This window comes from Amycolatopsis sp. GM8, assembly GCF_021653975.1.
Classification (GTDB): Bacteria; Actinomycetota; Actinomycetes; order Mycobacteriales; family Pseudonocardiaceae; genus Amycolatopsis_E.
This window is the reverse complement of the sequence record NZ_JAJKFK010000005.1, coordinates 64,607-78,344: the sequence shown is the minus strand read 5'-3', so window position 1 is coordinate 78,344 and position 13,738 is coordinate 64,607. Positions and strand designations below refer to the sequence as shown.

Below are 13,738 nucleotides of genomic sequence, written 5' to 3'. Positions count from 1 at the left end.
GGCAGACGTGACACAGCACCAGCCCGAGGCGCGGACCAGCACCGCGGGGCTCAACCTGACCGACTCGGTGTCCGAGCGGCTGCTCCAGGAACGCATCATCGTGCTCGGCTCCGAGGTCAACGACGAGATCGCGAACCGGATCACCGCGCAGCTGCTCCTGCTGTCCGCGGAGGATGCCGAATCCGATATCCGCTTGTACATCAACTCGCCGGGCGGCTCGGTCACCGCGGGCTTCGCCATCTACGACACCATGCAGCTCATCGAGCCGGACGTGGCGACGTACGCGATGGGCCTGGCGGCCTCGATGGGGCAGTTCCTGCTGTCCTCGGGCACCCCGGGCAAGCGGTACTCGCTGCCGCACGCGCGCATCCTGATGCACCAGCCCTCGGCCGGCGTCGGCGGTACCGCGTCCGACATCGCGATCCAGGCCGAGGTGTTCGGCAAGTGGAAGCAGGAGCTCGCCCGGATCACCGCCGAGCAGACCGGCCAGACCATCGAGCAGATCATCCGCGACGGCGACCGGGACCGCTGGTTCACCGCGGAGGAGGCCCGTGACTACGGCTTCGTCGACCACGTGCTGAGCCGCGAGAACCAGCTTCCCTCGCCCAACGGCAGCCGCTGACCGGGCGTAACCAGGAGACAAGAAAATGAGCGAATTCCAGCTTCCGCAGTCCCGGTACATCCTGCCCTCGTACGTCGAGCGCACGAGCTACGGGGTCAAGGAGTCCAACCCGTACAACAAGCTCTACGAGGAGCGGATCGTCTTCCTGGGCGTCCAGGTCGACGACGCGTCGGCCAACGACGTGATGGCCCAGCTGCTGCACCTCGAGCACGAGGACCCGGACCGCGACATCACGATCTACATCAACTCCCCGGGTGGCTCGTTCACCTCGCTGATGGCGATCTACGACACGATGCAGTTCATCCGCCCCGACATCAGCACGGTGGCGCTGGGCCAGGCGGCCTCCGCCGCGGCCGTGCTGCTCGCGGCCGGCACCAAGGGCAAGCGGATGGCGCTGCCGAACGCGCGGGTGCTGATCCACCAGCCGGCCACCGAGGGCACCTACGGTCAGGTGTCGGACCTGGAGATCCAGGCCAACGAGATCGGCCGGGTGCGGCGCCTGATGGAGACGACGCTGGCCAGGCACACGAACAAGACGCCGGACGAGGTTCGCGACGACATCGAGCGCGACAAGATCCTGACGGCCGAGCAGGCCAAGGAGTACGGGATCATCGACGAGGTGCTGCCCTACCGCAAGGCCTCCGACAGCTGAGCCCGGCGGCGGGCCGGTGCGTGTCCTTCCGGACAGGCACCGGCCCGCCGCACTAGGGTCAGGCTGCGGCGCGCCGGCGCCTCCGTGTGCGGGTGGGGCGGGGAAGTGGCTGGCGGGGTGTAGCTCGGGGACCGAGGGTCCTCCCGCCGGGCGCTCCGGGCGGGTACCGTCAGGGGCGAGGCAGAGCAGGGACACGGAAAGGGCGCGCCATCCGGCGCTCCGGAGGGGACAGGTCAACGATCATGGCTCGGATCGGCGACGGCGGGGACCTGCTGAAGTGTTCTTTCTGTGGGAAGAGCCAGAAGCAGGTGAAGAAGCTCATTGCCGGCCCCGGCGTGTACATCTGCGATGAGTGCATCGACCTGTGCAACGAGATCATCGAGGAAGAACTGGCCGAAGCCGGTGAGGTGAAGCTCGACGAGCTGCCCAAGCCGTTCGACATCCACGAGTTCCTCGACCAGTACATCATCGGCCAGGGCGACGCCAAGCGGACGCTCGCCGTGGCGGTGTACAACCACTACAAGCGCATCCAGTCCGACGACAAGACCGGCCCCAAGGATGCCAAGGACGAGCCGGTCGAGCTGGCCAAGTCCAACATCCTGCTGCTGGGCCCCACCGGATGCGGCAAGACGTACCTCGCGCAGACGCTGGCGAAGATGCTGAACGTGCCGTTCGCCATCGCCGACGCGACCGCGCTGACCGAGGCCGGGTACGTCGGCGAGGATGTCGAGAACATCCTGCTGAAGCTCATCCAGGCCGCGGACTACGACGTGAAGCGCGCCGAGACGGGCATCATCTACATCGACGAGGTCGACAAGATCGCCCGCAAGTCGGAGAACCCGTCGATCACCCGCGACGTGTCCGGCGAGGGTGTGCAGCAGGCGCTGCTGAAGATCCTCGAGGGCACCACCGCTTCGGTGCCGCCCCAGGGTGGGCGCAAGCACCCGCACCAGGAGTTCATCCAGATCGACACGACGAACGTGCTGTTCATCGTGGCGGGCGCGTTCGCCGGTCTGGAGAAGATCATCAACGAGCGGGTCGGCAAGCGTGGCCTCGGCTTCGGGGCGGACATCCGCACGCGCACCGAGATCGAGGAGAGCGACATCTTCTCGGACACGATGCCCGAGGACCTGATCAAGTTCGGGCTGATCCCGGAGTTCATCGGCCGGCTGCCGATCGTGGCCAACGTGACGCATCTCGACAAGGACTCGCTGGTGCGGATCCTGACCGAGCCGCGGAACGCGCTGGTCAAGCAGTACAAGAAGCTGTTCGAGATGGACAACGTGGAGCTCGAGTTCACCAAGACGGCGCTCCAGGCCATCGCGGACCAGGCGGTGCTGCGCGGGACCGGTGCCCGTGGGCTGCGCGCCATCATGGAAGAGGTCCTGCAGCCGGTGATGTACGACATCCCGAGCCGCAACGACGTCGCCAAGGTGGTCATCACCGAGCAGACCGTGCGGGAGAACGTGAACCCGACCATCGTGTCGCGGCAGCCGTCGCGCCGCCGCAGCACCGAGCGCGGTGAGAAGACCGCCTAAGTTCGCACGGGACGAGCGGGCGTGCTGTGCTCGCGAGATGCGCTCGCCGGCCTCGTCCCGCCGTAATTCTTGGGGGGCGACCCCCAAACCCCCGCGGAGTAATGACCCGTTGCCCGAATGGGGTGGGGCGCGGGTGGATAAGCTGTGCGAATGAGCGTCGAGGGGGCGGGCCCCGGACAGGGGGCCGAAACCGCCGCGGACACGGTCGTCCCGGAGGGCCGGGGGGACGTGCGGGGGATCAGCGATCTCACCTACCGGATCATCACGCCGTACCTGCGGCACCCGCTGGTGCACCGCACGACGCGGATCGTGTTGATCGTGCTCACCGTGCTGTGCCTCGTCGCGACGGGCGTACGTCTCTCGGCGCTGCCGCTGGTGCCGATCCCGCTGTTCGCGTTCAGCTACTACTGCCTGCGGCGAACCAACTCCACCGGCGACGACGACCGTTCGCTGTCCCTGTGGTGGTTCCTCCTGCTGGCGAGCCTCGTGGTCGGCTTCTGGTCCCTATCCGTCGTGGCGAACCACGTCGCCAGGTAGATTACGCTCCGTTCGTAGCCAGACGCGGAAAGTGGTAGCGTCGGGCGAATCGAACGTTGGGGGAGCGGCCTACGTTGGTCCGTCGAGCGTCGGCACCGCATTCAAGTTGATCTTCGGAACTCATTACGAAGCACACCCTGGTCCAGGACTACAGAGCTACGGAAGGCCTCGGACGCCTACCGGCAACCCCGGTGGCCTGGTGGACCAGATCAGTGACCTGCTGAGCCCGGCGAAGTGGATCCAGGAGGTCCTCGAGGCCTTGATCGGGGTGAACCCGTTGGAACGCGCGGTCGAGCCCCGGCTGGGTGACTGGAAGGCGGTGGCGAAGGCATCCGGCGCCTTCCATTGCCTCGCCTACTTCTGAGGCGACGCGAGCCGCAACATCGGCCAGAACATGGATCTGGTCCGCGCGGACTGGCAGGGCCACGCGGCCGCAGCGGCGGAAGGCTATTTCAAGAATCTGGCGGCGACCCTCGACAGCTATCGACAGGGACTCGAGCAACTTCGCGACGAGTACGCGCGCACCGCGAAGGGAGTCGCGGATGCCGCGAAGGCCGCGGCCGATGCGATCTCAGACATGATGGACAACGTCTTCTGGGCGGCGGTCGCGGCCGCCGCGGGCGGGGTTCTCGCGGCGACCGTGGTCGGCCCGGCGCTCGCTGCCGACCGCCGCCGGCTGCTCGAACTCGTCGCGGGAAAAGGTCGGAATCCGGTCCTCGCGGAGATGGCGAAAGCGTTGCTCGCCGGACAGTTGACCCCGCGAGCTGCGATGGCTTCGGCTGCCTGCGGTGAGGCGCTTCATACGCACGTTCGATACTTCATCACGTGGTACCAGTCCTTGTCCGAAGTTGAGCGGGACGAAGTCGCGGCGGTCGGCGAAAATGCGCTCACACCAGGGGACGTTCCGGTGCACCGGCAACGACCACTGCCGGAACGGCAGCGATCGGCCGAAGAGGAAGCTCCCTACGACGAGATCGACTGGAAGCGGCGATGAACGCGAACGACGACGACTTCGGGATCCCGTACAACGCGAACCGCCCGGGTGCCGGGCGGGACCCGGGCCAGGAGGTCTTCCGGGCCAACTACCTCAGTGGACTGAGGGTGTACCGCGGGTCAGTCGCGCTCACGGGCCTGTTCTTCCTTCTCGCGATCGCCGCGGTCGTACGGCGTGGGGACGCGCTGCCGTTACTGCCCGCAGCCGCCTTCGGGGCGGGGCTGTTCGCGTTGTGGCGAGTCCGGACCGTCGCGACGCAACGGCGGTACAACATCTACGCGGCCGTCTTCGTCGCCGGTCTGATCGGTGGCCTTCTGCTGCTGGTGCTGGTCGCGAGCCGCTAACCCAGCTGACGCCCCAGGAAGCCGATCACGCTCGGCACCACGGTGCGGTTGAACGAGTCGCCGTGCTTGCCGCGCGCCGTGTAGGCCACCTGGGGGTGCGTCGCCGCGATGAACCGGCGGGTGCCTTGGATGAACGGGTCCTCGGTGCCGCACCAGACGCCGGTCGCCACACCCGCCGTCGCCGACAGGTGTTTCAGCGGGTCCATCGACGCCCAGTCCGTCGCGTTGTGGAAAGCGTCCCGCTTCGCCATTTCCTGCCACGACAGGATCAGCGCCGGCGCCAGTAACGCGAGCGCCCGCATCCGCTGCCGCCGCTCGCCCCGCCGGCGCGCGTAGAGCAGCCCGCCGAAACCGCCCATCGACATGCCCAGCACCCCGAACGGCAACCCGTCGGCGCCGCTGAGCCCCCGCTGCCGCAGCCACACCGGCACTTCCTCCAGCAGCATCGCCATCGGGTCGTCGCCGGGATGGTTCTCGTGCCAATAGTTGTCCCCGCCGTCGACCGCCACGAACCCGAACGGCGCCACCGCCCCGCGCGCGATCTGAGCCGTCAGCTCCGCGAGCGTGCCCGTCGGCGCCGCGGCCTGCGCGCGGCCGTGCAAACCGTGGAGTACCAGCACCATCGGCAGGCCCGGCGCGGGCGCCGGGGGCAGCATCGTCACCAAGTCGACTTCACGGCTGCGCGCCGCCGACCACACCCGCTCCACTCGCGAGGAGGACACAACCGCCCGCTGCACGGTCGGTTCGGCCGGCAGCACCGCGAACGCGGCCACGCCCAGCCCGGACGCACCGGCGACCAGCATCGACCGGCGGCTGACGCGGAACCTCATGCCACAGCCGGTTCGAGCACCCGTCGCTCGCCGGTGTACAGGTTCATGCTCGTGCCGCGCAGGAACCCGATGAGCGTCATCCCGTTCTCCTCGGCCAGCTCCACGGCGAGCGAGGACGGGGCGGAAACCGCTGCCAGCAAAGGGATCCCGGCCATCGCGGCTTTCTGCACGAGCTCGAACGACGCCCGTCCGGACACCAGCAGCCCGACCTCGCCCAACGGCACCAGACCCTGCAGCAGTGCCCAGCCGAGCACCTTGTCCACGGCGTTGTGCCGCCCGATGTCCTCCCGCACCACGAGCAACGTGCCGTCGGCGCGGAACAGGCCCGCGGCGTGCAGGCCGCCGGTGCTGTCGAACACCTTTTGCTTCTCCCGCAAGGCATCCGGCAGCCCGGAGAGCACCTCCGGCAGCACCGAGAACGTCGACTCGCCGGGCGCGAAGCGGGTCTTGAGTTTGACCGCGTCGAGCGCGGCCTTGCCACACACGCCACACGAGGATGTCGTGTAGAAGTTGCGCTCCACGCCGGTCTCCGGCGGCGCGACCCCGTCGGCGAGCGTCACGTCGAGCACGTTGTAGGTGTTGCGGCCCTGATCGTCGACACCGTCGCAGTAGCGCGCGCTGAACACGTCGTCCGACGAGCCGAGCACACCTTCCGACAGCAGGAATCCGTGGGCCAGTTCGACGTCGTGTCCCGGGGTGCGCATGGTCACCGCCAGCGCCTTGCCGCCGACCCGGATCTCCAGCGGTTCCTCGGCGGCGAGGGAATCGGGCCGCCGCCGCTGCCCGCTCTCCGACAGCATTCGCACTGGTCGCCGTACGGTCACTCGGCCCATGATCCGTTTCTCCCGCCGACGTTGCCCAAAAGTTCCACATGTCAGTGATGCACCGACAAACTTTCGGTACTAGATTGCTCTCTCACTAACCAGCCTAGGGGAGGCTCACTGTGGCCGTCACCTTTCTCGACCGTTCCCATACGGTCGCACCCGCGAACTGGAGTCGCTGGCTCATCCCGCCGGCGGCTCTTTCCGTGCACCTGGCCATCGGCCAGGCCTACGCCTGGAGCGTTTTCAAGCCACCGCTGGAGAAGGCCCTGCACCTGTCCGGCACGCTGAGCGCGCTCCCGTTCCAGCTGGCCATCGTGATGCTGGGCCTGTCCGCGGCGTTCGGTGGCACGTACGTCGAGCGCAACGGCCCGCGCTGGGCGATGTTCGTCTCGATGACCTGTTTCTCCACCGGTTTCCTGGTGTCCGCGCTCGGCGCCGCGACCTCGCAGTACTGGCTGGTGGTCCTCGGCTACGGCCTGATCGGCGGGATCGGGCTCGGCATCGGCTACATCTCGCCGGTGTCGACGCTGATCAAGTGGTTCCCGGACCGGCCGGGCATGGCGACCGGCATCGCGATCATGGGTTTCGGCGGCGGCGCGCTGATCGCCTCGCCGTGGTCGAGCGAGATGCTGCAGGCGTTCGGCAGCACGCCGGGCGGGATCGGCACGTCGTTCCTCATCCACGGTCTCGTCTACGCGCTGTTCATGTCGCTGGGCGTCTTCCTGATCCGGGTGCCCGCGGACGGCTGGCGGCCGAAGGGGTGGGAACCGCCGGCGGTCAACGGCAACGCGATGATCACCACGGCGAACGTCTCGGCCGCGAACGCGATCAAGACCCCGCAGTTCTGGCTGCTGTGGATCGTGTTGTGTTTCAACGTGACCGCGGGCATCGGCATCCTGGAGAAGGCCTCGCCGATGATCACGGACTTCTTCAAGAACACCGCGGTGCCGGTCGGCGCGGCCGCGGCCGCCGGGTTCGTCGCGCTGCTGTCACTGACCAACATGCTCGGCCGGTTCGTCTGGTCGTCCACTTCGGACCTCATCGGGCGCAAGAACATCTACCGCGGCTACCTCGGTATCGGCGCGATCCTGTACCTGATCATCGCGCTCACCGGCAACTCGTCGAAGGTCGTGTTCATCCTCTGCGCGATCCTGATCCTTTCCTTCTACGGCGCGGGTTTCGCGACCCTGCCGGCGTACCTGAAGGACCTGTTCGGCACCTACCAGGTGGGCGCCATCCACGGCCGCCTGCTCACCGCGTGGTCGGTCGCGGGCGTGGCCGGGCCGCTGATCGTCAACGCGATCGCCGACAGCGAGAAGCAGGCCGGGAAGGTTGGTCCGGACCTCTACACCACGTCGTTCTACATCATGATCGGGCTGCTGGTCGTCGGCTTCATCGCCAACGAGTTCATCCGGCCGGTCCGGCACACGTTCCACGAGCCGAGCACGCCGCAGGCGGATGTCGCGGCCGGAAAGGAAGCGGCATGAACTCCTCGCGGCGGCCGTGGCTGCTGACCCTGGCCTGGCTGTGGGTCGGGCTTCCCTTCGCCTACGGCGTGTACGAGCTGATTCTCAAGGTGATTCAGCTCTTCGGCGGCTGAGCCAGCCCCTTGAGCAGCGCGCGCCGCGCGCTGTGCACATGCTCTTCCGCGACCTCGGCGAGGCGCTCGGTCTCGCCGTCGCGGATGAGCCTGGCCAGTTCGCGGTGCTCGCGCCACACGTTGGTCCGGTAGTTGTCGCCACCCACGCGGATGCGGTGGGTCTGGAACAGGTGGACCTGCGACCGCACGGCGTGCCAGGCGTCGAGCAGCCGCCGGTTGCCGGCCGCGCGGTAGACGGCCTCGTGGAACTCCAGATCGAGGGACAGCACGCGCGCGCCGTTGTTCTCGTGGACCATCTGGCTGACCACGCGGTCCAGTTCGTCGAGGTGTTCGGCGGACGCGCGCGTCGCGGCGGTGGTCGCGGCGAGCCGGTCGAGGGCGCCGCGGACGGCGTAGACCTCGTCGATGTCGGACTCGGTCAGCCCGATGACGTGGGTGCCCCGGTGCCACACGCTCCGCACGAGTCCCTCGCGCTCCAGCACAGCCAGTCCTTCGCGGACCGACCCGCGACTCACCAGCAATGACGCGGCGAGTTCGACCTCGCGCAGTGCGCTGCCGGGCGCGAACCTCCCGGCGAAGATCTCGTCACGGATCCGGTCGGCCGCCTCCTCGGCGAGACCGCGGCGTTCGGCTGGCTGCATGTCCGAATGTTGACATTCGGACGTTCCGAAGGTCAAGCTGGGGATACGACGACCTGAGGAGTAGCCGATGACCCGCCCGGGCTTCCATCTCGCCATCCCGGTGGACGATCTGTCCCGCGCCCGCGAGTTCTACGGCGGTGTCCTCGGCTTGCCGGAAGGCCGGTCCGCCGCGGCGTGGGTGGACTGGAACTTCCACGGGCACCAGGTGGTCACGCACGTGGTGCCCGGCGCGCGCACCGAATCCGGCCGCAACCCGGTGGACGGGCACGAGGTCCCGGTGCCACATTTCGGGCTGATCCTGTCCATCGCGGACTTCCACGAGCTGGCCGGCAAGCTGCGTGCGGCGGGCACCGAGTTCGTTATCGAGCCGTACCAGCGGTTCGCGGGCGAGCCGGGGGAGCAGTGGACGATGTTCCTGCACGATCCGGCCGGGAATGCCTTGGAGTTCAAGGCTTTCCGCGACGAGTCCCAGTTGTTCGCGAAATGAGCCGCGGCATTCTCGTGACCGGTGCGGCTGCCGGGCTCGGGCGAGCGGTGGCGCTCGCGTTCGCCGAGCGCGGTGATCGTGTCGCGGTGCACTACCACTCGCGCCAGGCCGACGCCGAGGCGACGCTGAATTCCTTACCCGGCAACGGACACACGCTCGTCCAGGGCGATATCACGGTCGCCGCCCGGCAGATCGCGGACACTGCCGAGGAGGCTCTCGGCGGCGTCGACGTGCTCGTGAACAATGCCGCCGTCTTGACCACGACGGAGACAGCGCATCCGCTCGCTGGCACGAGTTTCGAGCACTGGCAACGAATGTGGCGCGAGTCGGTCGACGTCAACCTGCTGGGCGCCGCCGATATGACGTTCTGCGTCGCGCGGCACATGATCGAGCGTGGCGTCGCGGGCCACGTCGTCAACGTCGGCTCGCGGGGGGCTTTCCGCGGCGAGCCGGACCATCCGGCCTACGGTGCGACCAAGGCGGCGCTGCACTCGCTGGGCCAGTCGCTCGCGGTTTCCCTTGCGCCCCACGGCATCGCGGTCGCTTCGGTGGCGCCGGGATTCATCGCGACCGAACGCGTCGCCGACTGGCTGACCGGCGAACGCGGCGCGGAACTTAAAGCGCAGAGCCCGTTCGGCCGCGTGGCCGAGCCGCGCGAGATCGCCGAAGCCGTGGTTTACCTCGCGGGCTCGCAGTGGGCATCGGGCGCCGTCCTGGATCTGAACGGCGCGTCGTACCTCAGGACTTAGCCCGCCGGGCGAGTCCCCGGTTCGCTGAGCGTGAGTTCGGCGTTCCATGTGTGCGAGTCACCCGTTCCCCGCGCGTGTCGCCCATTGTGTGCGCGTGAGTCCCGTGTTGTCGCCGGGCCAGTTCCGCGTCCCGCGCGCGGAACACGAGACTCGGGCGGGCCTATCGGCGCATGGCATCGCGGTCACGTCGGTGGCGCCGGGTTCATCACGACCGAACGCGTCGCCGGCTCGCTTTCCCGGCGAGCGCGGTATCAAGCGGATCCCCCGTTCCACGTGTGCGAGTCCCAGGTCCGTGCCCGCGCGGAACTGGGACTCGCCCGCGCGAGGCGCGGGCGTCAGAGGCGGTGTTCCAGGCGGATGACGATCGCCTTGGAGACGGGGGTGCCGGACTTCTTGGCGACGGAATCGAGCGGTACCAGGGCGTTCGCCTCCGGGAAGTAGGCCGCCGCGCAGCCGCGGGCGGTCGGGTAGGCCACGATCCGGAACTCCGCCGCGCGCCTGTCGCCGTCCTCCCATTCCGAAACCAGGTCGACGATCTCGCCATCGGCGAAGCCCAGCTCAGCGATGTCCTTGGCGTGCACCAGAACCACCCGCCGGGCGTCCTCGATCCCGCGGTACCGGTCGGAAAGCCCGTAGATCGTGGTGTTGTACTGGTCGTGGCTGCGCATCGTCTGCAACAGCAACCGCCCCGAAGGCACCTGCGGGAACTCCAGCTCGCTGGCCGTGAAGTTCGCCTTGCCGCTGCCGGTGCGGAACTCCCGCGAGTCACGCGGCGGGTGCGGCAGCACGAACCCGTCCGGCTGCCGCACGCGGGCGTTGTAGTCCGCGCACCCCGGCACCACGCGGGCGATCCGGTCGCGGATCAGGTCGTAGTTCCCCTCGAACTCGCGCCACGGCACCGCATGGCCCTCGCCGAACACCGCCCCGGCGAGCCGGCAGATGATCGAGACCTCCGACAGCAGGTGCGAACTCGCGGGCCGCAACCGGCCGTGCGACGAGTGCACCGCCGACATCGAGTCCTCGACCGTCACGAACTGGTGCCCGCTCGCCTGCACGTCGCGCTCAGTGCGCCCCATCGTCGGCAGGATCAGCGCGGTCCTGCCGTGCACGACATGCGAGCGGTTGAGCTTCGTCGACACCTGCACGGTCAGCTCGCACGCCCGCAGCGCGCGCTCGGTCAGCTCCGAATCCGGCGTGGCGGCGGCGAAGTTCCCACCCATACCAAGGAAAACCTTGCCCTTGCCGTCCCGCATCGCACGGATCGCGGCGACGGTGTCGAACCCGTGCTCGCGGGGCATCGGGATGCCGAACTCGGCTTCCAGGCTGTCCAGGAACGCCTCGGGCATCTTCTCCCAGACACCCATCGTGCGGTCGCCCTGCACGTTCGAGTGGCCGCGGACGGGGCACAGCCCCGCGCCCGGTTTGCCGATCATGCCGCGCAGCAGCGCGACGTTCGTGATCTCCTGGATGGTCGCGACCGCGTGCCGGTGCTGGGTGACACCCATCGCCCAGCAGTACACGGTGCGCCGCGAGTCCGCGATCAGCCGGGCGAGCCGGACGATCTGCATCCGCTCCAGCCCGGTCGCCTCGTCGATCGCGGCCCAGTCGATCTCGCGCAGGTTCTTCGCGTACTCCTCGAATCCGTGCGACGAGCCGTCGATGAAATCGTGGTCGAGCACGGTGCCCGGCGCGGCGTCCTCCCAGGACAGCAGCAGATGCCCGATCGCCTGGAACAGCGCGAGATCGCCGCCGAGCCGGATCTGCGCGAACTCGTCGGCCAGCGCGGTGCCCTTGCCGACCACGCCGCGCGGCGACTGCGGGTTCTTGAAGCGCATCAAACCGGCTTCCGGCAACGGGTTCACCGCGATGATCTTCGCGCCGCCCGCCTTCGCCTCCTCCAGCGCGGACAGCATCCGCGGGTGGTTCGTACCGGGGTTCTGCCCGACCACCACGATCAGATCGGCGTGGTGCACGTCGGCGAGGCTGACCGAGCCCCTGCCGATCCCGGTCGCCTCCGTCAGCGCGGTGCCCGAGGACTCGTGGCACATGTTGCTGCAGTCCGGCAAGTTGTTGGTACCGAAGGAACGTACGAGCAGCTGGTACAGGAACGCGGCCTCGTTGCTGGTGCGGCCGGAGGTGTAGAACACCGCTTCGTCCGGTGTGGACAGTGCGCGCAGCTGGTCGGCGACGAGCGTGAAAGCGCTTTCCCAGCTGATCGGCTCGTAGTGGGTGCCACCCTCGCGCAGCACCATCGGCTCGGTCAGCCGGCCCTGCTGGCCGAGCCAGTAGTCCGTCTTGCCGGCGAGTTCCGCAACGGGGTGCGCCGCGAAGAATTCCGGGCCCACGCGGCGTTTCGTGGCCTCCTCGGCCACGGCCTTCGCGCCGTTCTCGCAGAACTCGGCGAGTTTGCGATGCTCGCCGTCGGCCTGCTGCGGCTCGGGCCAGGCACACCCGGGACAGTCGAAGCCCTGCTGCTGGTTGAGCAGCCGGAGCGTGCGGACGGTGCGGCCGGTGCCCATCTGCTCGACGCTGCGCAGCAGTGACACGGCAACCCCGGTCACGCCGGCGGCCCACTGTTTGGGCTGGTGGATCTCGAGCTGGGCCTCGTCGATGTCGGCCTTCGGCGCGTTGCGTGTCACGTCATCATCTTCCGGCCCTGGTCGCCTTCTGACGAGCGGACGTGCGCAGCGACACCGGGTCGGCGAGCGAGGCCGAGCAGCGCCTGCGCGAGGTGCCGCGGGCCTACCCGCTCGCCGAAACGCAGCGCTATCAGCGTGGATGCGGCGATCGCGCCGAGTACGGGGCGGTGCCCAGCCGATACTCGGGCACCTCGCCCTAGAGCACTGTTCGATTGGTCACACCCGCTCCGCGCGGATCAGTGACAGTTGTCCCCGGTGGGCATGGGCTGGTTCGGATCGAACCGGCCGGGCTCGGGAGTGAGGGACGTGGGGTTGAAGTTCGGTTCGCTGAAGACCGGCGCGATCTGCCCCTGGTCCGAAGCCTTGCACGCGGACTCGGTGAAGTAGAGGTTGCTCGGGCCGAGCCAGAGGCCGTAGCTGCTCTTCTTCCAGTGCGGTCCCGAGCGCAATATGTAGTCCGCGTCGGTACGGACGTAGGGCTCCATGTCGCCTGGGCCGTAGACCTGGTGGCTGCCGGGGTCGAAGGCGTACGCGACCAGGTAGGTGACATGCACGATCAACTCGCCTTCGTCGCCGGGCCGCACGCTCGCGGTGCCGTTCAGCCGAGGCGGGACGGGCAGGAGGTGGTTGCCGTCCGCGATGGGGGTCAGGTAGTGGGTGGGGTTCGCGCGGGCATCCGCCCTGGCGTCCGGGGCCAGCAGGCCGACGTACTTCTCGAACTTGTGCTGCTGAAGCACGTCGAGGTCCAGCGAGGACTCGACGATCGCCTGTTTGACCTGGTCCTGGGCGGACTTGACCTGTTCCGCCGAGAAGGTCCCGACCTTTGTCGCCGGGGGCATGACCAGGCCCGTGATGTTTTCGGCCCAGTTCTGCGCCGGGGTGTTGTCGAACGGCCGGGTCAGGTCGACGCGGGCGAAGTCCGGCAGGTCGCTCGGCGGGGTCGTCGTCGCCGTGGTGAGGGGCTCGCCGCCGCCCGCGTAGTGGTCCGAGGTCGCCTTGCCCCAGCGGTAGATCGCGATCCCCGCGGCGACCACGACCACGAGCACGACGACCCAGATGCCCAGCCGCCTGGTTGTCCGCCCCCGGCGCTGGTTCCGGCGATGCTCGGTCCACGCCTCTTTCACGGCGTGCCGCTGCCAGTCCGGGTCCATCAGGTCCGGGTGGTTCTCGATGTCGCGCTCGTCCACTGGTTATCCCGTCATCTCGTGATATCGCACCGAAGATCGGCGGAATCGCGGGGGCGTTACGGGAACGGGGACAGCGCAACCAATTCGGTACACA

The 13,738-nt window shown here is 68.4% G+C and carries 16 protein-coding genes; 11 read left to right on the top strand and 5 right to left on the bottom strand.

What is annotated here, in order from left to right:
* Positions 1-7: 7 nt before the first annotated feature.
* The 7 genes from LOZ83_RS23805 to LOZ83_RS23775 all read left to right on the top strand — a co-directional run bounded on the left by LOZ83_RS23805 (position 8) and on the right by LOZ83_RS23775 (position 4,687).
* A complete protein-coding gene (locus LOZ83_RS23805) occupies positions 8-622 on the top strand; it encodes a ClpP family protease (protein WP_236793688.1) in 615 nt (204 codons plus the stop codon).
* Between the two features lie 25 nt (positions 623-647).
* Positions 648-1,274 (top strand): ATP-dependent Clp protease proteolytic subunit, encoded by a 627-nt coding sequence (locus LOZ83_RS23800; protein ID WP_236793687.1) that lies wholly within the window; start codon positions 648-650, stop codon positions 1,272-1,274.
* 242 nt (positions 1,275-1,516) lie between these two features.
* Positions 1,517-2,812 carry an ATP-dependent Clp protease ATP-binding subunit ClpX gene (gene clpX / locus LOZ83_RS23795; protein WP_236793686.1) on the top strand — a complete coding sequence of 432 codons (1,296 nt, stop codon included), beginning with the start codon at positions 1,517-1,519 and terminating at the stop codon, positions 2,810-2,812.
* A gap of 150 nt (positions 2,813-2,962) precedes the next feature.
* The gene (locus tag LOZ83_RS23790) at positions 2,963-3,349 is read left to right on the top strand and encodes a hypothetical protein (RefSeq protein ID WP_236793685.1); all 387 of its coding nucleotides are present in this window, start codon (positions 2,963-2,965) and stop codon (positions 3,347-3,349) included.
* A gap of 199 nt (positions 3,350-3,548) precedes the next feature.
* Positions 3,549-3,713, top strand: coding sequence for a hypothetical protein (locus LOZ83_RS23785; protein WP_236793684.1), 165 nt, complete (start codon positions 3,549-3,551; stop codon positions 3,711-3,713).
* Positions 3,714-3,743: 30 nt separating this feature from the next.
* Positions 3,744-4,343 carry a hypothetical protein gene (locus tag LOZ83_RS23780; protein WP_236793683.1) on the top strand — a complete coding sequence of 200 codons (600 nt, stop codon included), beginning with the start codon at positions 3,744-3,746 and terminating at the stop codon, positions 4,341-4,343.
* Positions 4,340-4,687 (top strand): hypothetical protein, encoded by a 348-nt coding sequence (locus tag LOZ83_RS23775; RefSeq protein ID WP_236793682.1) that lies wholly within the window; start codon positions 4,340-4,342, stop codon positions 4,685-4,687. The genes LOZ83_RS23780 and LOZ83_RS23775 overlap by 4 nt, the downstream gene beginning before the upstream one ends.
* On the opposite strand, the gene LOZ83_RS23770 is transcribed toward LOZ83_RS23775, so the two are convergent.
* Positions 4,684-5,517, bottom strand: a complete 834-nt coding sequence (locus tag LOZ83_RS23770) for an alpha/beta hydrolase-fold protein (protein WP_236793681.1) — start codon at positions 5,515-5,517, stop codon at positions 4,684-4,686. The genes LOZ83_RS23775 and LOZ83_RS23770 overlap by 4 nt on opposite strands.
* A complete protein-coding gene (gene fdhD, locus LOZ83_RS23765) occupies positions 5,514-6,350 on the bottom strand; it encodes a formate dehydrogenase accessory sulfurtransferase FdhD (RefSeq protein WP_236793680.1) in 837 nt (278 codons plus the stop codon). Before fdhD ends, LOZ83_RS23770 begins: the two co-directional genes overlap by 4 nt.
* A gap of 110 nt (positions 6,351-6,460) precedes the next feature.
* Here fdhD and LOZ83_RS23760 point away from each other — a divergent pair, with 110 nt between their 5' ends.
* Entirely contained in the window at positions 6,461-7,828 is a 1,368-nt protein-coding gene (locus LOZ83_RS23760) for an OFA family MFS transporter (RefSeq protein WP_236793679.1), read from the top strand.
* 94 nt (positions 7,829-7,922) lie between these two features.
* Here LOZ83_RS23760 and LOZ83_RS23755 read toward each other — a convergent pair whose 3' ends face one another.
* On the bottom strand, positions 7,923-8,582 hold the full coding sequence (locus tag LOZ83_RS23755) for a GntR family transcriptional regulator (protein WP_236793678.1): 660 nt from the start codon (positions 8,580-8,582) through the stop codon (positions 7,923-7,925).
* Between the two features lie 67 nt (positions 8,583-8,649).
* Between LOZ83_RS23755 and LOZ83_RS23750 the strand changes: the two genes are divergently transcribed.
* Positions 8,650-9,069, top strand: a complete 420-nt coding sequence (locus LOZ83_RS23750; protein ID WP_236793677.1) for a VOC family protein — start codon at positions 8,650-8,652, stop codon at positions 9,067-9,069.
* Positions 9,066-9,818: an SDR family NAD(P)-dependent oxidoreductase gene (locus tag LOZ83_RS23745; protein ID WP_236793676.1), complete on the top strand. Its 753-nt coding sequence runs from the start codon at positions 9,066-9,068 to the stop codon at positions 9,816-9,818. The genes LOZ83_RS23750 and LOZ83_RS23745 overlap by 4 nt, the downstream gene beginning before the upstream one ends.
* A gap of 335 nt (positions 9,819-10,153) precedes the next feature.
* Here LOZ83_RS23745 and LOZ83_RS23740 read toward each other — a convergent pair whose 3' ends face one another.
* On the bottom strand, positions 10,154-12,457 hold the full coding sequence (locus LOZ83_RS23740; protein ID WP_236793675.1) for an FdhF/YdeP family oxidoreductase: 2,304 nt from the start codon (positions 12,455-12,457) through the stop codon (positions 10,154-10,156).
* Between the two features lie 41 nt (positions 12,458-12,498).
* On the opposite strand from LOZ83_RS23740, the gene LOZ83_RS23735 reads away from it, so the two are divergent.
* On the top strand, positions 12,499-12,657 hold the full coding sequence (locus LOZ83_RS23735) for a hypothetical protein (RefSeq protein WP_236793674.1): 159 nt from the start codon (positions 12,499-12,501) through the stop codon (positions 12,655-12,657).
* Between the two features lie 36 nt (positions 12,658-12,693).
* Here the strand turns inward: LOZ83_RS23735 and LOZ83_RS23730 are convergent, their stop codons facing one another.
* Positions 12,694-13,644, bottom strand: a complete 951-nt coding sequence (locus LOZ83_RS23730) for a hypothetical protein (protein ID WP_236793673.1) — start codon at positions 13,642-13,644, stop codon at positions 12,694-12,696.
* Positions 13,645-13,738: the final 94 nt, after the last annotated feature.